At 64.9% G+C, this 19,142-nt stretch carries 20 protein-coding genes and 1 tRNA gene; 7 read left to right on the top strand and 14 right to left on the bottom strand.

Going from position 1 to position 19,142, the window contains the following annotated elements:
• Positions 1-90: 90 nt before the first annotated feature.
• Positions 91-933 (bottom strand): pentapeptide repeat-containing protein, encoded by an 843-nt coding sequence (locus tag LC092_RS16670; protein ID WP_224808392.1) that lies wholly within the window; start codon positions 931-933, stop codon positions 91-93.
• Positions 934-1,195: 262 nt separating this feature from the next.
• On the opposite strand from LC092_RS16670, the gene LC092_RS16665 reads away from it, so the two are divergent.
• Positions 1,196-1,654 (top strand): L,D-transpeptidase, encoded by a 459-nt coding sequence (locus LC092_RS16665; RefSeq protein ID WP_318245932.1) that lies wholly within the window; start codon positions 1,196-1,198, stop codon positions 1,652-1,654.
• 500 nt (positions 1,655-2,154) lie between these two features.
• On the opposite strand, the gene LC092_RS16660 is transcribed toward LC092_RS16665, so the two are convergent.
• The 4 genes from LC092_RS16660 to LC092_RS16645 all read right to left on the bottom strand — a co-directional run bounded on the left by LC092_RS16660 (position 2,155) and on the right by LC092_RS16645 (position 6,002).
• Positions 2,155-3,171 carry a patatin-like phospholipase family protein gene (locus LC092_RS16660; protein ID WP_224808391.1) on the bottom strand — a complete coding sequence of 339 codons (1,017 nt, stop codon included), beginning with the start codon at positions 3,169-3,171 and terminating at the stop codon, positions 2,155-2,157.
• A 55-nt stretch (positions 3,172-3,226) separates the two neighbouring features.
• The gene (locus tag LC092_RS16655; protein WP_224808390.1) at positions 3,227-4,009 is read right to left on the bottom strand and encodes a 3-hydroxybutyrate dehydrogenase; all 783 of its coding nucleotides are present in this window, start codon (positions 4,007-4,009) and stop codon (positions 3,227-3,229) included.
• A gap of 152 nt (positions 4,010-4,161) precedes the next feature.
• Complete coding sequence (locus LC092_RS16650; protein ID WP_224808389.1) at positions 4,162-4,941, bottom strand: hypothetical protein; 780 nt, start codon at positions 4,939-4,941, stop codon at positions 4,162-4,164.
• 146 nt (positions 4,942-5,087) lie between these two features.
• Positions 5,088-6,002, bottom strand: coding sequence for a 4-hydroxy-3-methylbut-2-en-1-yl diphosphate synthase (locus LC092_RS16645; protein ID WP_224808388.1), 915 nt, complete (start codon positions 6,000-6,002; stop codon positions 5,088-5,090).
• Positions 6,003-6,199: 197 nt separating this feature from the next.
• Here LC092_RS16645 and ispG point away from each other — a divergent pair, with 197 nt between their 5' ends.
• The 3 genes from ispG to LC092_RS16630 are packed head-to-tail and all read left to right on the top strand — an operon-like array spanning position 6,200 to position 9,083.
• Positions 6,200-7,471 (top strand): flavodoxin-dependent (E)-4-hydroxy-3-methylbut-2-enyl-diphosphate synthase, encoded by a 1,272-nt coding sequence (ispG, locus tag LC092_RS16640; RefSeq protein WP_224808387.1) that lies wholly within the window; start codon positions 6,200-6,202, stop codon positions 7,469-7,471.
• The gene (gene pdxY, locus LC092_RS16635; RefSeq protein WP_224808386.1) at positions 7,468-8,349 is read left to right on the top strand and encodes a pyridoxal kinase PdxY; all 882 of its coding nucleotides are present in this window, start codon (positions 7,468-7,470) and stop codon (positions 8,347-8,349) included. Before ispG ends, pdxY begins: the two co-directional genes overlap by 4 nt.
• A complete protein-coding gene (locus tag LC092_RS16630) occupies positions 8,346-9,083 on the top strand; it encodes a DUF429 domain-containing protein (protein ID WP_224808384.1) in 738 nt (245 codons plus the stop codon). Before pdxY ends, LC092_RS16630 begins: the two co-directional genes overlap by 4 nt.
• 113 nt (positions 9,084-9,196) lie before the next feature.
• Here the strand turns inward: LC092_RS16630 and LC092_RS16625 are convergent, their stop codons facing one another.
• From LC092_RS16625 to LC092_RS16615, 3 genes are all read right to left on the bottom strand, one after another.
• On the bottom strand, positions 9,197-10,384 hold the full coding sequence (locus LC092_RS16625; protein WP_224808382.1) for a L,D-transpeptidase family protein: 1,188 nt from the start codon (positions 10,382-10,384) through the stop codon (positions 9,197-9,199).
• Between the two features lie 194 nt (positions 10,385-10,578).
• On the bottom strand, positions 10,579-11,532 hold the full coding sequence (locus LC092_RS16620; RefSeq protein ID WP_224808380.1) for an acetyl-CoA carboxylase carboxyltransferase subunit alpha: 954 nt from the start codon (positions 11,530-11,532) through the stop codon (positions 10,579-10,581).
• A gap of 159 nt (positions 11,533-11,691) precedes the next feature.
• Entirely contained in the window at positions 11,692-12,540 is an 849-nt protein-coding gene (locus LC092_RS16615) for a DUF3108 domain-containing protein (protein WP_224808378.1), read from the bottom strand.
• 482 nt (positions 12,541-13,022) lie between these two features.
• Between LC092_RS16615 and rpmB the strand changes: the two genes are divergently transcribed.
• Together rpmB and LC092_RS16605 are read left to right on the top strand one after the other, a co-directional pair.
• Positions 13,023-13,325 carry a 50S ribosomal protein L28 gene (gene rpmB / locus LC092_RS16610; protein WP_224808376.1) on the top strand — a complete coding sequence of 101 codons (303 nt, stop codon included), beginning with the start codon at positions 13,023-13,025 and terminating at the stop codon, positions 13,323-13,325.
• A 267-nt stretch (positions 13,326-13,592) separates the two neighbouring features.
• The gene (locus LC092_RS16605; RefSeq protein WP_224808374.1) at positions 13,593-14,246 is read left to right on the top strand and encodes a VUT family protein; all 654 of its coding nucleotides are present in this window, start codon (positions 13,593-13,595) and stop codon (positions 14,244-14,246) included.
• 97 nt (positions 14,247-14,343) lie between these two features.
• Here LC092_RS16605 and folD read toward each other — a convergent pair whose 3' ends face one another.
• Both folD and LC092_RS16595 read right to left on the bottom strand, forming a co-directional pair.
• Positions 14,344-15,237, bottom strand: a complete 894-nt coding sequence (gene folD, locus LC092_RS16600; protein ID WP_224808372.1) for a bifunctional methylenetetrahydrofolate dehydrogenase/methenyltetrahydrofolate cyclohydrolase FolD — start codon at positions 15,235-15,237, stop codon at positions 14,344-14,346.
• A gap of 129 nt (positions 15,238-15,366) precedes the next feature.
• Entirely contained in the window at positions 15,367-15,657 is a 291-nt protein-coding gene (locus LC092_RS16595; protein WP_224808371.1) for a YggT family protein, read from the bottom strand.
• A gap of 422 nt (positions 15,658-16,079) precedes the next feature.
• On the opposite strand from LC092_RS16595, the gene LC092_RS16590 reads away from it, so the two are divergent.
• Positions 16,080-16,155, top strand: a tRNA-Ala gene (locus LC092_RS16590).
• Positions 16,156-16,403: 248 nt separating this feature from the next.
• Here the strand turns inward: LC092_RS16590 and LC092_RS16585 are convergent.
• The 4 genes from LC092_RS16585 to LC092_RS16570 form a co-directional block, all read right to left on the bottom strand.
• Positions 16,404-16,733, bottom strand: a complete 330-nt coding sequence (locus tag LC092_RS16585) for an integrase core domain-containing protein (RefSeq protein ID WP_224808368.1) — start codon at positions 16,731-16,733, stop codon at positions 16,404-16,406.
• Positions 16,734-16,790: 57 nt separating this feature from the next.
• Positions 16,791-17,780, bottom strand: a complete 990-nt coding sequence (locus LC092_RS16580) for a HupE/UreJ family protein (RefSeq protein WP_224808366.1) — start codon at positions 17,778-17,780, stop codon at positions 16,791-16,793.
• A 17-nt stretch (positions 17,781-17,797) separates the two neighbouring features.
• On the bottom strand, positions 17,798-18,649 hold the full coding sequence (locus LC092_RS16575) for a peptidyl-prolyl cis-trans isomerase (protein ID WP_224808364.1): 852 nt from the start codon (positions 18,647-18,649) through the stop codon (positions 17,798-17,800).
• Positions 18,650-18,719: 70 nt separating this feature from the next.
• The gene (locus LC092_RS16570) at positions 18,720-19,142 is read right to left on the bottom strand and encodes a cysteine rich repeat-containing protein (protein ID WP_224808362.1); all 423 of its coding nucleotides are present in this window, start codon (positions 19,140-19,142) and stop codon (positions 18,720-18,722) included.

The following is a 19,142-nucleotide window of genomic DNA, read 5'->3' as shown; positions in this document are numbered from 1 at the left end:
CCCGAAACGAAACAAGCCGCCGCCGGGGTCCCGGTCGGCGGCTTTTTCATGGGGCAGACGCATCAGGCGGCAACGATGGCCGCGCCGCCATCAGTTGCGCAGATCGTCGCAGACCTCGATCGCCATCCCGTCGGGAAGCCTGGTGCTGGCATCGCCGCAGGCACCGATCATGCGTGCCCTGTCCAGACCGCGCGCGCCGGTAAGATCCGCGCCGACGAGCCGCGTGCGGCGAAACAGCGTTCCCTCAAGCTGCGCGCCGGTGAGATCCGCACCCGTGAGGTTCGCGCTGGAAAAATGCGCGCCCGTGAGATCGGCATCCCGAAAACTCGCCCCTTCCGCCTCGATCCGGTCGAAGTCGGCGTATTTCAGCCGGGCGCCGGTAAAATCGGCCCCCGACAGCTCCGCCCGCTCCAGATTGACGGCCTCCATCTTGGCACCGCGAAACGACGCGCCGTCCGCCCGCACCCGTACCAGCAACGCGAAACGCAGGTCCGCATCGGCAAGCGAGGCGCCGGTCAGGTCCGATTCGGCCATATCCGCATCGCGCAGGTCGGCGTCGTTGAACTGCGCGCCGGCGAGGATCGCCTTTTCCAGGTCGACACCGCGCATCGATGCGCCAGTCATATTGGCGCGCGACAGGTCGGCCCGCTCCACTTCCGCGCGCCGGAGATCCGCGCCGCTCAGGTCCGCCTCGACCAGCGAGGCCTCCTTCAGGTCGGCCTCGCGCAAGATGGCTCTTGATAGATTTGCCTTCTCGATCGCGATCCCGCGCATTTCCGCCAGCCGCAGATCGCAGCGCGGGCACTGTCCATTGTCCCTGAACCCGTCCAGCGCCGTTTGCGCAAAAGCCGCGTGTCCAAACGGCAGGCCGGCACCGAGCAGGAGGGCAAGGACGGCCGAAGCCGCAGGCGTGACTGGGAATGCGCGTCTCATGGGATCCTCTCGAAATGGTGTGCCTCCCTTTAATTTGGGGGCAAACGCGGGTCATTGTAAGGCCAAAGCCTCGCCGAGACCTTACCCCGCTCCGGCAATCCTCAAGAGAGTGCCGGAGCGGCGGCCCGCTCCCGGCCGGGAGCTTGTCCGGCACGCGGTCGCACCAACCGCCTGTCCTTTGGGTGTGACGAAACGGGAATGCGGATATACTGCGGCTCCGGCCCGCAAGCGGGCGGGCCCGGCGGCTTGGGAGGGCCTTCTCATGAAAACCGCAAACGCTGTTCGGGCAGGCATCCTGCCAATCGCCGGCGTCTTGATGCTCGTGCTTGCGATGGCGCTGGCCGCGCCCGCAGCCAAAGCCGCCAGTGTCGTCGCCCGCATCGACCTGTCGGACCAGCGCATGAAGATTTATGTCAACGGCCGCCACACCGCCACCTGGCCGGTCTCCACGGCCCGGCGCGGCTATCGCACGCCCGTCGGCACCTTCCGGCCCGGACGCATGCATGTGCGCTATTTCTCGCGCAAATACGACAATTCGCCGATGCCCTATTCGGTGTTCTTTTACGGCGGATACGCCATTCACGGCACCACGGCGATCAAGAGCCTCGGCCGTCCGGCGTCGCACGGTTGCGTGCGCCTGCATCCCGAAAACGCGCGCCGGCTGTTCTCGCTGATCAAGCAGAACGGCAAACAGAATGCGCGAATCGTTATTACCCGGTAACCTTTACAGGCGGTCGTTGCCCGGCGCGCATTGACGCAAGGCCGCCATTGCATATTGTGCCGGGGAACGCGCAGCCGACGCTCAAGTGCTCGGCGCAAGTCATCGCGGTGTCGCGGACCGGCCCTGCCGGTCTCGTCGGGGCCTGTGGCTTGAGAAGCCGGCGGGACGAAGGAAGACAGCGGGGTCGCATTTGCCGCCTTCCCTCGTCCGCCAAGTGCTGACGACGCACTACCTGACTATCAGCGTGCCAATCATGCGGCAAAACCCTTGCCAAATGGTTGGCACGCTGTCGTTTCAAGATGCGGCACGCGGTTCGACACCCACCACAAGATATTGAAGCCCTTAGGGATTTGCTAACCTTTGCGCCTTGCACTTCGCAACGCAGCGGCCCGAAGGATTAAGCGGCCGTTAACGCTGCGCCGGCGCGCAACCGAGCGGTGCACAGAAACGCAAAAAATATTTCGTTGAGGCGAATCGCCCGCCCGACACCATGGGGGCGGCTAAAGGAACTCCGCCCGCAGATCGATGCTCGAGCGATTGCCGATGGCGTCGAAACTTTCCGCCTCCCAGGCTTTCGCGGCATCGCGGCCGATGTCGTGCAAGTGCTTCAGGAAGCGCCATTCGGCGTTGACCTTGGACGAGGCCTGCAGCGGTTTCAGCCCTTCCGCCGAAATCCGGTGAATGTGGACCTTCTTGTAGTCCTTGCGGTCGAGTTTGCCGTCCTCGATCAGCCGGGTGACGAATTCGATCGCCCGCATCTCGCGCATCAGTGTGGAGTTGAAGGTGATCTCGTTCAGCCGGTTGAGGATCTCGCGCGCGCTCTTCGGGGTCTCCACGCGCTCCACCGGATTGATCTGCACGAGCACCGTATCGCTCGTGTCCGTGGCGCCGAACAGCGGAAACAGCGGCGGGTTGCCCATATAGCCGCCATCCCAATAGGGCACGCCGTCGATCTCCACCGCCTGGAAGAGATGCGGCAGGCAGGCCGAGGCCATCACCGCGTCGAGATCGACCTCCGCACCCGAAAACACCCGGATCTTGCCGGTGTGCACATTGGTGGCGGCGACGAAGAGCGCGATGCTGTCGCAGGCGCGCACCGCGTTGAAATCGACGGAGGCCTCGACGACATCGCGCAAGGGATTGATGTTGAGCGGATTGAACTCGTAAGGAGAGGAAAACCGCGAGGCGAGATCGAAGGCGATGAAGCTTGGCGACATGTCGAGGCTCCACTCGCCCATGATCATGTCGATCGGCGTGCGCTTGATCGGGCTGAGCCAGGCCTGGTCGCTCACCGCTTTCCAGAAGCGATAAAGCGCCTCGCGCGCGCCCTCGCGTCCGCCCTTGTGCAGCCCGTCGGCAAGCACGACGGCGTTCATGGCACCGGCCGAGGTGCCACTGACGCCCTCGATGACGAAATTTTCGCTTTCGAGCAGCCAGTCGAGCACGCCCCAGGTGTAGGCGCCATGGGCGCCGCCGCCCTGGAGCGCCAGATTGATCGCCTTGGGTTGTGCGGTCATGGGGCACCCTTGAGTGCGAGGATGGTTCGACGGCGACCGGAGATCCGCTCGCCCGTTACTGCGCCACCCAGCCGCCGTCGAGCTGCTGCAGCGACCCGGTGATGCAGGAGGCGGCGTCCGAGGTGAGATAGAGCGCCATGGCGGCCACCTGGTCGACGGTGACGAATTCCTTGGTCGGCTGCGCGGCAAGAAGCACGTCGCGCTTCACCTGTTCTTCCGTCAGCCCGCGCGCCTTCATCGTGTCGGGGATCTGCGCCTCGACAAGCGGCGTCCAGACATAGCCCGGACAGATCGCGTTCACGGTGATGCCCGACTGCGCGACTTCCAGCGCGACCGTCTTGGTCAGCCCGGCGATGCCATGTTTGGCCGCGACATAGGCGCTCTTGAACGGCGAGGCGACCAGCGCATGGGCCGACGCCGTGTTGATGATCCGGCCCCAGCCCTTTTCCTTCATGCCGGGCACGGCGGCGCGGATCGTGTGAAAGGCGGAGGACAGATTGATCGCGATGATCGCGTCCCATTTCTCGACCGGGAACTCCTCGATCTTGGAGACATACTGGATGCCGGCGTTGTTCACCAGGATGTCGACCGCGCCGAAGGTCTCGACCGCTTCCCCCATCATCGCGGCGATCTCGTCGGGCTTGGTCATGTCCGCGCCGGAATAGACGCATTTGACGCCGTGTTCCTTTTCGATGCCTGCCCGCTCTTTCTCGATGGCCTCCGCGTCGCCGAAGCCGTTGATTACGACATTGGCGCCGTTCTTGGCAAAGGTCTGCGCAATCGCGAGACCGATCCCGGAGGTCGAACCGGTGACAAGAGCCGTCTTGGAGCTGAGCATGAAATTCCCCTTCGTCGCCATGGCCGCCCGAACCGTCACGCGGCGCGCCGGCGCTCATAGAACATGAGATCGCATTGCACTGCAACATGGGCCGCGAAGCCCCACGCGACAAGGTGCGTCGGCCGAGATCGCCTATCGCGCGGGCGGACAGCTCAGTCCTCCGGCACTTGCGGTCCGCCGCCGGACGGCATCTGCCGTTCGCGCAGGATGTAATAGCCGCCGGTCAAGACGCTGACCTGCAGGGCCGTTGCCGAGATCTGCAGGGCGAGGGTGAGAATGAACACCGCGATGCCCGCGAAGACGCTCGCCCCCCCGGCCGCGAGCAGACCGACGACGAAGGTCCCACCGCCGATCACGAGCGAAAGACCGGTCGCCGCGAAGGACATCGGCAAACCCAACCCCTCGCTGTCGCTGAACGCCTCGCCGAAGCCGAGTGGTTCATCCAGCGCGACGGCGGGCAGAACAAGGCTGAACCGCAGCATGAAGGGAAGGACCACCAGGACAACCGCAGCCGTCATGACGACAAAGGTCAAGACGCCCAGCGTGGCAACCACAAAGGCTAGGGCCCCCACCGGGATCATCAGGACCATCATGATCAGCATAACCACGAGAAACTTCCCCGCGTAGCGCAGCTCGCGGCCGCCGACGGTGAGATGCAGCCAGCCCGGCCGCTCCTCCATCAGCAGGCAACGGTGCCAGGCAACCGCAATGGAGGCATTGCCGAGGATATAGGCAGCGGCAAAGACAAGCGTCGCCGCGAAATGGGCCACGCTGAACGCGAACGGCTCCTGGGGCGCGAGGCCGAACAGCACCGCTTGGCCAATCAGAAAGATCGCAAACCAGGCCCAGCAGATTTTGAGGAAGGTCTCGAAGTTGGCGAAAAGCGCCTTGAACGCGCCGATAAAAAGCCGGCCGGTCGTCTTGAACAGCATGAATCCCCCGAAAACACCAGTAACCGTTACGGCAGCAGGCCGCGCGACGGTTGAAACAGGGTTGCACTATTCCAACCTGCGCGCGCAGAGGCAAGGCGGTTGACGGCAGGAACCGACGTCAGCCGTGACTTTTCCAAACGAACGCGTCAGCGCCGCCGCTTGTCCGAGAGACCGCGCACGGCATCCACGGCCCGCGCCGCCGTTTCGCGCGTCGCCTTGCGGCGGCGCACTTCAGCCTCGGCCAGTTCCGCCGTCTTGAGACCGACCTCCTCGGCATAGCGTTCGCGTGCAAGTGCATAGGCCGTCGTGTGCAGGTTGGCGAAGAGCCAGGTGACGATCACCATCGCTCCCATGGGAAACAGCGCGGAGTACAATTGCGCGAGCGCGCCCATATCGCTGATCAGTGCGCCAAGCAGCATCAGCACCAGCGACCAGATCCAGACGCCGATGCCGGCAAGCAGCGTCACGGCAAGGGCTGCGACCGCCAGCGCCCAGCCGATGCCGCGGGTCAGCGCCCAGGATTCCTTCAGCGTCATGTCATCGTCGAGCGCGGCCGCCGGCAGCACCAGCGAGAGACGCTGCACCAGCATCAGCGCCACGAAGGGCGCGGCGATGAGCGCGAAGACCCCGATCGGCCCCAAAAGCGGCACCAGAACGCCGCCGAGCATGACGAGCAGCAGCAGGATCAGCACGCCAAGGAGACCGAGGATCACAAGCTTCCACGCAACCCGGAGATTGCGCGCGCCGAAGGCGAGGGGAAACTCGCGCGCGCCGAGAAGAATGCGCCGCAGATAGGCGACCCCGATGGAAAAGCCGGCAAGCAGATTGGCAATCACGGCCAGCAGCCGCAGGGCCGCCTCGCGCTCGGCGGTCTCGGTTCCCTCCACGATGGGCTCCATCATGTAGGAGCCGGTGGTGAAGCCTTCCGCCGGCATCAGCGCGGAGCTGATCGCCACGTTCAGCAGGACGAGAAGGAGCATGTAGCCCCAGCCGGACGCGAACAGCGTCGCAAGACGCTTGCGCGCCAGATCGAGCGTGCGGCTCAGAACCACCAGAAGCATGCCTGTCTCCCCGTTTCCTTTCAGATGCGGGTTTGCACGGTCCGGGTCAAGGCATGGCGCGCGCCCCTTGCGCACAAGGGTGGCGCGCCCTATTCAAACGGCGTTAGTCTGCACCCAAGGTCCGTGAGGATTTCGCGCGGGCGCAGCGGCCGACTTGGCCTCCCGGACGGATCGAACGCCATGACTGGATTGACCCCATGAAAAGCGACCTCCACAGCCACAGCGAACGCAGCGGACCGGCGCCGCGCCGGGTCTCGGTGCCCGTCAAGGTCGGCTCGGTCACGGTCGGTGGCGGCGCGCCGGTCGTCGTGCAGTCGATGACCAACACCGACACCGCCGACATCGACGCCACCGTCGCGCAGGTGTCCGCGCTCGCCACGGCCGGCTCGGAGATCGTGCGCGTCACCGTCGACCGCGACGAGGCTGCCGCCGCCGTGCCGCGCATCCGCGAGAGGCTCGACCGCATCGGCTGCCATGTGCCGCTCGTCGGCGACTTCCACTATATCGGTCACAAGCTTCTGGCCGATCACCCGGCCTGCGCCGAGACGCTGGCCAAATACCGCATCAATCCGGGCAACGTCGGCTTCAAGGACAAGCGCGACCGGCAGTTCTCCGACATCATCGAGATCGCGCTGAAACACGACAAGCCGGTGCGCATCGGCGTCAACTGGGGCTCGCTCGACCAGGAGCTTCTCACCCATCTGATGGACGAGAACGCAAAGCTTGCCGCCCCCGCCCCCGCCGACGCGGTGATGCGCGAGGCGATCATCCGCTCAGGGCTCCTCTCGGCGGAACGCGCCGAGGCGCTCGGCATGGGCCGCGACAAGATCATTCTCTCCGCCAAGGTCAGCCAGGTGCAGGACCTGATCTCGGTCTATGCGGATCTGGCGGCACGCTGCGACTATGCGCTCCACCTCGGCCTCACCGAGGCGGGCATGGGCACCAAGGGCATCGTCGCCTCGGCCGCCTCCATGGGCATCCTGCTGCAGCAGGGCATCGGCGACACCATCCGCGTGTCGCTGACGCCGGAACCGGGCGGCGACCGCACCCGCGAGGTGCAGGTGGCGCAGGAACTCCTCCAGGTGATGGGCTTCCGCTCCTTCGTTCCGGTCGTCGCGGCCTGCCCGGGCTGCGGGCGCACCACCTCGACGGTGTTCCAGGAACTGGCGCAGGACATCCAGGACAACCTGCGGGTCTCCATGCCGGTGTGGCGGGAGAAATACCCCGGCGTCGAGACCCTCAACGTCGCGGTGATGGGCTGCATCGTCAACGGACCGGGCGAGAGCAAATTCGCCGACATCGGCATCTCGCTGCCCGGCACCGGAGAGACGCCGGCAGCGCCCGTTTTCGTCGACGGCAAGAAGGTCGCCACCCTGCGCGGCGCCAACATCGCCGACGACTTCAAGAAGATGGTCGACGACTATATCGAGACCCGCTTCGGCGGCGACGCGCGGTCCGCCGCCCAATGAGCGCGCCCGCGCCGCCCCCCGCCCGGGCGGATATTCTCGTCGTCAATTCGCAGGTGGTGCGCGGCGCCGTGGGCGGGCGCATCGCAAGTTTCGCGCTGGAGCGCATCGGCCATCGCGTCTGGTTCCTGCCGACCGTGCTCCTGCCGTGGCACCCGGGTCAGGGACGCGGCGAGCGCCATGTCGCCGACGACGTCACCTTTGCCGCGCTGGTCGACGACCTGATCGGCGCAAATGGCCTCTCCGGCATCGGCGCCGTGGTCTCCGGTTATCTCGGCAGCGCCGCCCAGGCCGGCAACATCGCCCGGCTGGTCACGGCCGTGCGCAAGGCCAATCCGCAGGCGCTCTATGTCTGCGATCCGGTGAGCGGTGACCGCGCCGGCCTCTATGTTGCCGAGGAAACCGCCGCCGCCATGCGCGATAGGCTGCTGCCGCTGGCCGATATCGCGACCCCAAACCTCTTCGAACTGGAATGGATGTCCGGGCGCAGCGTGTCGACGGAAATGGACGCGATCTCGGCGGCGCGCTCCCTCGGCCCCGCCCGGGTGCTGGTCACCTCGGCGCCGGCCATGCGGCGCAATTCCGTCTCCAACCTCCTGGTCGACGAAAAATCCGCCATCGCGGCGGAGCATGGGGCGATCGCCGATGCGCCGAATGGCACCGGCGACCTGATGGCCGCCCTGTTCACCGCCAACCTGCTGGCCGGGCACCCGGACGAAATCGCGCTCAAGCGCTCCGCCGCCTCGGTGTTCGAGCTGGTCGCCCGCTCGGTCAAACGCGGCGCCCGCGACCTGCTGATCTCCTGGGAGCAGGCAGCCCTGGTGCAGCCGATGGCTCTTGTCTCGAGCCGGCGGGTGATGGACGCGCCGATCCGCGCATGAGTGACGACGCGACCGCCCGGCGCGTTGCCGGCGTCGACGGCTGCAAGGCCGGATGGCTGGTGGTCACGCGCCCGCTTCAAGGCACCGCCGCGCCGACCGTCGCCGTCGTTCCGCAGTTCCGCGACATCCTCGCCGATGAGACCCTTGCCGTGATCGCGGTCGACATGCCGATCGGATTGCCGGACCGCGCCGGCATCGGCGGTCGGGGACCGGAGCGCTGCGTGCGCCCGCATCTCGGCCAGCGCCAGTCCTCGGTGTTTTCCGTGCCGTCTCGCGCGGCCGTGGCCTGCACCGACTACCGCGAGGCCTGCGCGGTGGCGCTTGCCACCTCCGACCCGCCAAAAAAGGTCTCCAAACAGGCATTTTACCTGTTCCCCAAGATCCGGGAGATCGACGCGCTGATGACGCCGGACCTTGAGGCGCGCGTCTACGAGGTCCACCCGGAACTTGCCTTCTGGCGGCTCAACGGCGAAGCGCCGATGAGCCTGCCGAAGAAGGTCAAGAGCGCGGTCAGTCCCGCCGGCCTCGACCAGCGCGCGGCACTGCTAGCGGGCCACGGGTTTCCCGAAGCGTTTCTCAACGCCCGCCCGCCGCGCGGGGCGGCGCGCGACGACCTGATCGACGCCTGCGTCAATGCGGTGATCGCGCAACGGATTGCAGATGGGGAGGCGATGCCTTTTCCGCCCGCGTTCGAGCGCGACGCCAAAGGGCTGCGCATGGCGATCTGGGCCTGACGGCGGGCGAAGCGTTCCGACGCCAAGGCGGGGAACCACAAGAGCCATGCGCGCCGCAGGGCACGAGGTGAACTGGAACGGCAGGGGTCCGGGGCGCGGCGCGGCCCCGCCGATCAGGGCTTTGCTGCGGGCAGCGGCGCATCCGGATCGGCCGTGCCGACGCTTGCGTTCTGCGCGTCATTGCCACTGGAGAAGATCCGGCTGAAGAAGCCGCCACTGCTCTTGGCCGGGGCCGGCTCGGGCGCGAAGGCGGTCTGGCTTGCGGCCTGATCCGGCTGGGCTGCGGGCGCGCTTGCGGTTGCGACACCGGCACCGGAGGCGACCGGGGCCGTCGGCTGGACATCCGCTGCCGGATCGACCGGCGCGGCGTTGGCGTCGCTGCCGCCGCCGAAGATCGCGGCAAGCTGCGCCTTGCGCTTCTCGGCGCGGAGTTCCGCTTCCGCGATCTGGCGGACCTTTTCCTCGTCGCGCTGCTGCATCTTGTTGACCGCAACCTCGATACTGTCGGGAACGTCATAGGCCGGGCATTTCGCCGTCGCGCGGAAGGGGACGCCTTCCACCAGCGGCGTCGCGTCGAAGACATATTGCTTCTCGCAGACCTCGACTTTCGGCGGGACCTTGGTCACTTCGAAATGGTCATGTCCGCGCTTCAGCATCTGCCAGAAGGCGTAATGCTCGTTGTCCCGGTGCTTGGCCATGTTTTCCGCCGTCATGCGGAAGGGGAAGGCCTGCACCTGGAAGGACCGCTGCCCGCCGGTAAAACTCTCGCGCGCCAGCGCGTAGATATCCTGCACCTGGGCGTCGGTCATCGCATAACAGCCGCGCGACGAGCAGGCGCCATGCACCATCAGGTGCGAGCCGGTGCGGTTGTGTGCCCGGTCGTAGCGGTTCGGATAGCCGAGATTGAATGCCAGATGGTAGCTGGAGTTCGGGTTCATCAGCGCCGGGGTGATCTCGTAAAAACCCTCCGGCGCCTGACGGTCGCCTTCCTTGAACTTCGGGCCGAGCTCTCCCGACCACTTGCAGATCTCGAAGGTTTCCAGCAGCGCGTAGCGGCCCGTCTTGGTCTGCTTCCAGACCTCCAGCTCGGACTCCTGCTTGAAGATCCGCAACATGATCGGGCTCTTGAGATCCATGCCAAGGCGCGTGATCTCGCGCTTGACCTCGGCACTGACCGGGCGCTTGTGTTTGGGACCGTAGCCAAGCTCGTCTGCCTGGCAGGCGGCCAGGAACCCGGCAAGAGCCATCACTGCCAGCGTTTTCCACGGTGCGCTGCGAACCCGTGCGATGCCCTGCGCCATGCCGATTACCTGCCTCAGCTTTCGATGCCCGCAACCTTGCGGTCAATTCAATGAAAAAGGCTAGTCACAGAGCGTTTACCATCGGTTACTCCGTAAAAACCGGAGCGGACGGAAGCCCTTGAGCCTTGTGCTGACTCACAATTCTGGCGTTTTGGCGGCAAAGGCGCAGAGTTGCACCCGGCGTGGCGCCGGGGCTACAGGCTGCGGCCGATCGCCAGGAACTTCTTGCGCCGCTGCGCGCGCAGCTCTGCTGCGTCCATGCCCTCGAAGCGGGCCAGCGCCGCGTCGATGGCCGTGCCCGCGCGGTCGACGACGATCTCGCCCGCACGATGCGCGCCGCCGAGCGGCTCCTCGATGATCTCGTCGATCACCTTGAGCTGCATCAGGTCCTGCGCCGTGATCTTCATGTTGGTGGCCGCATCCTGCGCCCGGGCGCTGTCGTGCCACAGGATCGACGCACCGGCTTCCGGCGAGATCACGCTGTAGATCGCATGCTCGAGCATCGCCACGTGATTGGCCGTCGCAATGGCAATGGCGCCGCCGGAGCCGCCCTCGCCGATGACGAGCGCGATGTTGGGAACGCCAAGCGCAAGGCCCGCGTCCGTCGAGCGGGCGATGGCTTCCGCCTGCCCGCGCTCCTCGGCGCCGATGCCGGGATAGGCGCCGGCTGTGTCGACAAAGGAGACAAGCGGCAGGCCGAACCGTTCGGCCATATCCATGATGCGCACTGCCTTGCGGTAGCCCTCGGGGCGGGCCATGCCGAAATTGTGCTTCAGGCGCGATTGCGTGTCGGCGCCCTTTTCCTGACCGAGCACGGCGACGGACCGGCCGCGGAAGCGACCGATGCCGGCGATGATCGCGGCGTCCTCGCCATAGCTTCGGTCGCCGGCCAGCGGCGTGAAGTCCTCGATCAGTCCGGTGATGTAATCCACCGCATGCGGACGGTCGGGATGGCGGGCGACCAGCGTCTTCTGCCAGGGCGTCAGCCGCGCATAGAGATCGCGAAGCGCCTGTTCCGCCTTCTTTTCAAGCCGTTCGATCTCGTCGGACACTTCGACCGTTTCGCCGCTGGCGGCAACGGCCCGCAACTCGTGAACCTTGCCCTGAAGGTCGGCGACGGGCTTTTCGAACTCAAGAAAACTGTGCATTGCAAGTGGGTCCAGACGCTGTGCGGGAAGGGCCAGTCCATCCCGCGCGGATTGCGGCGCGACACTGGCGAGACCGGCCCGCCCTGTCAAGACATGCCGGTTCGGGACATGACAGTCATATCCCGCCGCAGCGCCTGTCGGCCGCGCGTCAGATGGCCGTCAGCGGGAGGCCTGGTCGCGACCGCTGGAAATATCCAGCTTGCGCGGCTCGACCACCAGCGTGCCGCTTTTCGTGCCCATGGCGATGCGATAGGGAACAAACACCCGGCCCGACCCGATCGGCGCCAGCCAGGCTTCCATCTTGCGGTTCTCGGCCATGTATTTCACCGAGGCGCGCGAGGGACGGTGGCCCGCGACCGGGATCCAGCGCGCGGAGCACACCACGACCTTGCCGTCGTAACCGCGTCCGGACACATCCTTCATGCCCTTGTAGCTCAACTGGATGTCGAAGCGCGTCCAGCCGTCGAACACCGGGATCCGGCGCTTGCACACGGAGGCGTCCGGCGTGCCGCTGGCGCTCTTGACCGGCATGAGGATCGCGCTCAGCGGATCGACCACGTTGCGCTTGTGCTTGGAGCGGACCTTGATGCGCTCGGGGTTGGGCTTGAACTGCGGCGTGACGCGCATGTCGCGCACCCGGCCCGAGCCTTGCGCCAGATCGACGAAGAAATCCCGGTCGGCGGCGCGCGACGCCATCTTGTAGCGCGAGGGAACGACGCCGCTGCCGTTGACCCAGCCGGAGGCCTCGGCACCGCCCTTGCCGGTGGAGAACAGCGTGCCGATGCCGGCCGGCTCCATTCCCACCTTGGCGGAATAGGCGTTTTTCTGCAGCACGAGCGACAGCGAGCCCCGGGCGATCTTGAAGCCGGAGACCGAGACGTCATAGACGCCGCCGAGCCGTGTGGTTTCCGCCTGGGCGGCAGACGCCAGCGCGGCGAGTGCGCCGCCGGCGACCACGGGGGCGACAAACCGCATGGAGCGGCGGAAGAGGCACATCATCCTGGACATCGGATCCTCACACGGCGCGCGGCCACATCGGCCGGAATTCGAAACGCTGCTGTTGCCATAGCCGCGACCCGTTTCTCCAGCCATCGCACTATGCCATGACAGGACGACGGACCCGGGCTGCCGGCTCCGGACCGGAACGACTCCGGACCCTCAATTCTCTGCGGACCGGCGCATTGTGCAAATCGCACCGGGCTCTTTCGACCGATTGTGTGCCTCCACGGTAACCGCATGGTTAATGGACCGCAAATGTTTGCTGCAATCCGCCGGCGATCTTTCGCGCAGGCGTCGCACGCCCGCCGGCACGGATGATGCCTTGACGGCGGCGCCGTTGCCCCTTATAGCAAGCCAACTTTTCATCCAATGCCGGCCGCTTGCGCCGGACCACAGGGGTCCGCGTACGCTTGGCATTCTCTCAGCCGGGGCCACAACCCCGTGAACGTAACCGCCCGCTCATGACGCGGGCAAGAAACAAAAGGTGTCCCATGGCCCGCCGTTGCGAATTGACCGGCAAGGACGTGATGACCGGCAACAACGTCAGCCACGCCAACAACAAGTCGCGCCGCCGGTTCCTCCCGAACCTGTGCAACGTGTCGCTCCTGTCGGATGCGCTTGGCGCAACCTACAAGCTGCGCGTCAGCGCCCATGCGCTGCGTTCGGTCGAGCACCGTGGCGGTCTCGATGCCTTCCTGCTGAAGGCAGCCGAAAGCGAGCTGTCGCCGAAGGCACGCATCCTGCGCACCGAGATCAAGCGCCGCCTGGCGGAAGCTGCCGCAGCCGCGGCCTGATCGATCGGGCACCGGCCGCACCGCTGTCGCCACCGGCGCAACAATGCGGCTTTCCGATCCGGGCGACCCGGCACCGCCGCCTCGTGCACTGCGCACAGGTGGCGAGACCCGGCCACGCTGAGCGAACATGATCTGAGCGAAGAGGCGCCCTGCGCCTCTTTTTGCCGTTGTGGCGGGCGGCAGCACGACCTCGATGCACTGCCCGGTTTCCCGAAGCCGCCGGATCCGCCAAGCGCGGCGAGCGTGGCGACCCTTGGAGTGTCGAACATGATGGATTTTCGCACTTTCACCGCGGCACGCGCCCTTCAGGCGATCCTGGCGATGGCGCTGGTTGTCGTCGCCTCGAATATCCTCGTCCAGTATCCGGTCTCCGGTACCCTCGGCGGGATCAACCTCGCCGACCTGCTGACCTGGGGCGCCTTCACCTATCCGGCGGCCTTCCTCGTCACCGATCTGACCAACCGCCGCTTCGGCCCCGCCGCCGCGCGCAAGGTTGTCTTCGTCGGCTTCGCGCTCGCTGTCGCGCTCTCCATCTTCCTGGCGACGCCGCGCATCGCCATCGCGTCGGGCTCGGCCTTCCTCTTCGCCCATCTGCTCGACATCGTGCTGTTCGACCGCATGCGCCGCATGGCCTGGTGGAAGGCGCCGATCCTGTCTTCGGCAACCGCCTCGGTGCTCGACACGGCGCTGTTCTTCGGCATCGCCTTTTCCGCTGCGGCCACGCCGCTGCTCGGCTATGGCGACGACTTCGCCACCGGCACCGCCCCGTTCCTCGGCGTCTTCGGCCTCGAAGTCCCGCGCTGGCTGTCCTGGGCCGCGGGCGATCTGGCGGTCAAGCTCCTTGTCGCCGCCGCCCTGCTGCTGCCCTACCGGCTGCTGCTTTCCTATTTCGGCGCCTCGCCCCGGGTCGGCCGCGCCTGAGACACGACCCCAGCCGCATCTCTTCAAGAAAAAAGCCCCGCGCGATCGTCTCGCGCGGGGCTTTTTCGTTCTGAACCGGCCTGCGAACTGGCAGCGCCTACATCTCGGGAACTGTCAGTCCGCGCCGGCGGCACGCCGCGACCACCGTGTTGGCGAGCAGGCAGGCAATCGTCATCGGCCCGACACCGCCCGGCACCGGCGTGATCGCGCTCGCGACCTCCGCGGCCTCGGCAAAGGCAACATCGCCGACAAGCCGCGTCTTGTCCGGCCCCTTGTCGGGCGCGGGCACCCGGTTGATGCCAACATCGATCACGGTCGCGCCCGGCTTGATCCAGCTGCCGCGCACCATTTCCGGACGGCCGACGGCGGCCACCAGAATGTCCGCGCGCCGGCACACCGCCTCGATGTCGCGCGTGCGCGAATGAGCCATCGTCACGGTGCAATTTTCATTCTGCAGCAGCAGCGACACCGGCTTGCCGACCAGGATCGAACGGCCGAGCACCACCGCGTCGAGACCGCTCAGGTCGCCGCGCGCCTCGCGCGCCAGAAGGACGCAGCCCTGCGGCGTGCAGGGCACCAGCCCCTCGGCGCCCAGAACGATCCGCCCCGCGTTTTGCGGATGCAGGCCGTCGACGTCCTTTTCCGGGTCGATCGCCAGCACCACCTGATCCGTGTCGAGATGGGCGGGCAGCGGCATCTGCACGAGAATCCCGTCGACTTGCGGATCGGCGTTGAGGCTTGCCACCAGCGCCATCAGCTCGTCCTGCGAGGTATCCGCCGGCAGCCGGTGCTCGATGGAGCGCATGCCGCATTCCTCGGTCTGGCGCACCTTGTTGGCGACATAGACCCGGCTTGCCGGATCGTCGCCGACGAGCACGACCGCAAGGCCCGGCACGATCCCGGGCGCGGCCTTGAGCCCGGTCACCGCCTGGGCGACGGATGCGCGCAAACGCGCGGCGCGTGCCTTGCCATCGATAAGCGTAGCGGACATGAAACCTCCGAGGAACTGAAACGCAATGCCGATCCCAGTCTGGGCCCGACGGCCCGCGCCCGAAGCGCAGGCAAGCGGCAGGAAATGGCGTATCTGCGTCAGGAGCGGCCGGAAAGGCGTGCGCCCGGATCAAAAAACGTTGGGATAGAGGTAATAGACGATGATGCGCTGGAGCAGGAAGATACCGAGCAGAAGCACGATCGGCGAAATGTCGAGGCCGCCCATGCTGGGCAGGCGCTGACGGATCGGGCGCAGCAGCGGCTCGGTCAGATTGTAGAGCAGCTGGGCGATCGTCGCGACGAACTGGTTGCTGGAATTGATCACGTTGAAGGCAAACAGCCAGGAGAAAATCGCGCTGGCGATGATCACCCATGTGTACATGTTGAGGATGATGAGAACGACGTCGAGAATGGCGCGCATGGGCGGGGAGGCTCCGGCTCGGTCCAAGGATCGTTTGACTGATCATGATGTAGCCGGCGCGCCGCTCCGCCGCAAGGTCGGGAACAGCCCCGCAGACACGCATGGTTACGCCGCCCCCCGGGGATCGCCTGCCGCAGACCGGCGACAGGGGCCCCGCTCCCCCGGCTGCCGCATCTCCTGCGCGCCGCCAGCCGGGTCCGACACGGCCTTCCTCCCCCTCCGGTCCCCGCCCCGGCGAGCGCAGCCCCGCGCCCTTGCACTTCATCACCCTCCCGCCTGGCGCAAGGCGAATCGCGGCCTTGCGCCGAGAGACAAATCGCCGTTCCCGGGCCGACGCGCGCGGCAAACGCGCCCCGCCGGGCAGGCCCTTGACAGGACACCCGCCCCTCCCCTAAATGCCGCTCACGCGCCAAGCGCGCGACGGGGCCGTAGCTCAGATGGGAGAGCGCTGCAATCGCACTGCAGAGGTCAGGGGTTCGATTCCCCTCGGCTCCACCAAATTTTTCATAGATAAAAAAGATTATAAATTTCAAAGTCTTAATGAGATTAACAGATCTACTGCGTACCCACGACAGTACCCAGCTTGCGTACCCATACACCCTATTTTACACAGTATTGTACGACGGTATCTCCGTAGAGAATGCTGAGCGCTCGAACCGATTCTAGTCTTAAGCCATTTCTTGATGCTGACCTGAGACCCGATCCTCTTCCGGCTTAGCGCGGAGTCTGCTGGTTGATTTTTGGCCTCATGCGGCCTGTGTTTGCAATGTCATTTTCAATGCGAATTCGTAGGGCGTGAGATTGCCCAAGGATGAATGAGGTCTGTTTCGGTTGTAGTCGTCCTTCCATGCTGTGATTTGGGATCGGGCTTCCTTCACCTCGCTGAGAACAGTTGAGCGAGGCTCCTTCGGTCCCGCATTCCTATCCTCGACCGTTTCCCGGTTCCGCCACTTTGCAACGGTCTTGGGATTGATCCCCAGTTCTCGGCTCAACTCCGCGATCGAAGCTTGCAATCGCTGTAGTGCTGCTCTGACAGCGTGGGTGGTCGTGGCGCTTCCGTGACGGACCTGGCCCATAGTGCTTCCTTCCATTCCATAGAACGGGTCGCACCATCAAACCCTGGGATCAAACACCTAAACGAACGGCAGCGGCCAGATCGCGACCATCCGCTCAAGCGCCCAGAACGCCGCCACAATGCCAATGCTCCAGGCTGTGACGAAGCGCGCATGAGAGGTCTGCGGCCGATAGATGCGCGAAATGGCGTTTATCGCAATGATGATGAAGCCGATGAAGAGCAACTGTCCCAACTCGACGCCGATGTTGAAAAACAGGAGCGCGGACGGAACGGCATTTTCAGGGATCCCGATCTCGCGCAACGCCCCGGCGAAACCGAACCCGTGAAGAAGGCCGAACAGAAAGGCGATCAGCCAGGGTTTTCGGACCGTCAATGTGTTCTGGCCACGCAGGCGATGTATGACCTCGCCCGCGACAAACACGATCGACAGCGCAATCAACACCTCGACCAGGCGCGGCGGCGCCGAAATGAGCCCGAGAGTTGCCCCCGTCAACGTGATCGAATGAGCAAGAGTGAAGGCCGTTACGGTCTCGACAAGCCGTCGCCGGCCGTCAACCAGCAGCAGAAGCGCCAGGACGAACAGCAGATGATCTATCCCCAGAAGAATATGCTCGACGCCGAGCACCAGATATGTGCCGGCAACGTCAAGAAATCCCTGAGGCCCACGCAATGCAACCTCCGGATTGTCAGGCGTGGCCCGCGCCGTTTCGCTCCCGGCATCTCGATAATCCACCCTCAGGAGGACGTCCGTCCTGAGGGTCTCGAGCCCAATGATGCGAATAGGTGCATTCTTGAGTCCATCTGAACATCTCAGACGACCGCTTTGCTCCGCATAGAGCCCGGACACGGAGAGCGGCATCAAATGCGAAACGGTACACCTGCTGGGGAAGACCGGCTCGATGGCAAGAGGCGCCCCGGATCGCACCGGAACACGCCAAAGATACTCAAAATACCCGTCAGAGCGTTCCGCCAACGTCAAAAGACCTGGACGAATTTCATGAGCGTCCAAGGGGCGCACAAAAAACAGCGATAAAAATAGCGCCGCCATCGAAATGATCCTAAAAGTCATCTTGATGGCCGTTCAATTGAAATCGTGTAGTCTTTCTTCAGGCGCTCGACGACTTCGTTTTGAATGGTTTCAAGCTCTGCGGCCTTGAAATCGCGCAAGACTTGATCCCGGACATCGTCGAACCTTGGGACCTGGCCCGACTGACGCGCATCTACGACAACCGCATGCGCACCGAAGGAGGACATGACCGGTCCGACCCATTCGCCCGGACGGCTCTCCAAAAGCTGAGAGGCAAATCCCTCCCCGAAGGTTCCATTTATTCGCGCTGCCGTCTCACGCTCGATCTGCGCCGGAAGCAAGCTTGACGCTCCCAGAGTTGTCCAGTCGGCACCGCGATCCTCATTCAGGCGGCGGAGAAGATCCCCCCAATCCTGCGCGTCCGAGGCTTCGGGTTTTTGCCCCAGATAGACATGTCTGAACGACATCCGCTCGGGAGATACATAGTTGTCTCGATTGGCGTCGAAAAAGTCTTTCAGCCTCTCTTCGTCGGACTGAACACCACGTGTCATGTCGACCAGCATGAGCTCGAGTTTTTGCCTCATGCGCCGGCGCACGACGAGGTCGTCCTTGTCCAGCCCCAGCTTGATGGCCTCGCGGTAAAGGACCTCCTCGGCGACATAATCGTCGATCAACCCGTCCATCTCTTCGGCGGTCGGCGCACGATTGCGAAGCGTTTGGAAAAAGTCCGCCAGGCTCTGAACCCGAGCCTGGGAGATGAGGATTGTCTCCCGGGGTGTCTCTTCCGGCTCGGCGAAGAAAACATAGGCGCCGAACAACACCCCGCCGACGCACAAGAACTGGACAACCGGTTCCTTGAAAACACGGCGAAAAAAATCCATCGCAGGCATCACTCAATCGAAAGCGCCTTCTGGGCGCGCCGGTGCAGGCCAGCGCGAAAGGCGCAAAGACGCAAAACCCCTAATTCGGCTCCAGCCCGAAGGAAAAGCCGTTCACCACCTGCTCACACTGCGGCGATATTTCGCTCCGGTTTTCCTTGAGGCAGGTGAGAATACGCCCGTGACCGAACTCGGTTCCGGCACAGGTGTTTTCAATGTCTGCGGCGCAGGTCGCGAGCGCAGTGCGAACCGTTGCGAACATAAAGTCCATCGCATCGTGAACATCGCTGTTCGCCGCGTAACATGCCTCGGAAAGCTTGTCCTCATTCGCATAGAGACAAGAAATCACACGGCCATGACCGGGCTCGACCTCCGCACAAAAGGCTGCAATATCCGTCGCGCAATCTTCCAGAATACCTTGGGCAGCGGCCCCCGCGGAGGCCCCGATCAAGAGTGTTCCGCCCAAGGCAACGAACCGGAACAGACCCGTCAGACAAGCAAGCAT

The organism is Stappia stellulata (assembly GCF_020176715.1).
GTDB lineage: Bacteria > Pseudomonadota > Alphaproteobacteria > Rhizobiales > Stappiaceae > Stappia.
The sequence above is the reverse complement of the archived record's forward strand: the minus strand, read 5'-3'. Positions and strand labels throughout refer to the sequence as shown.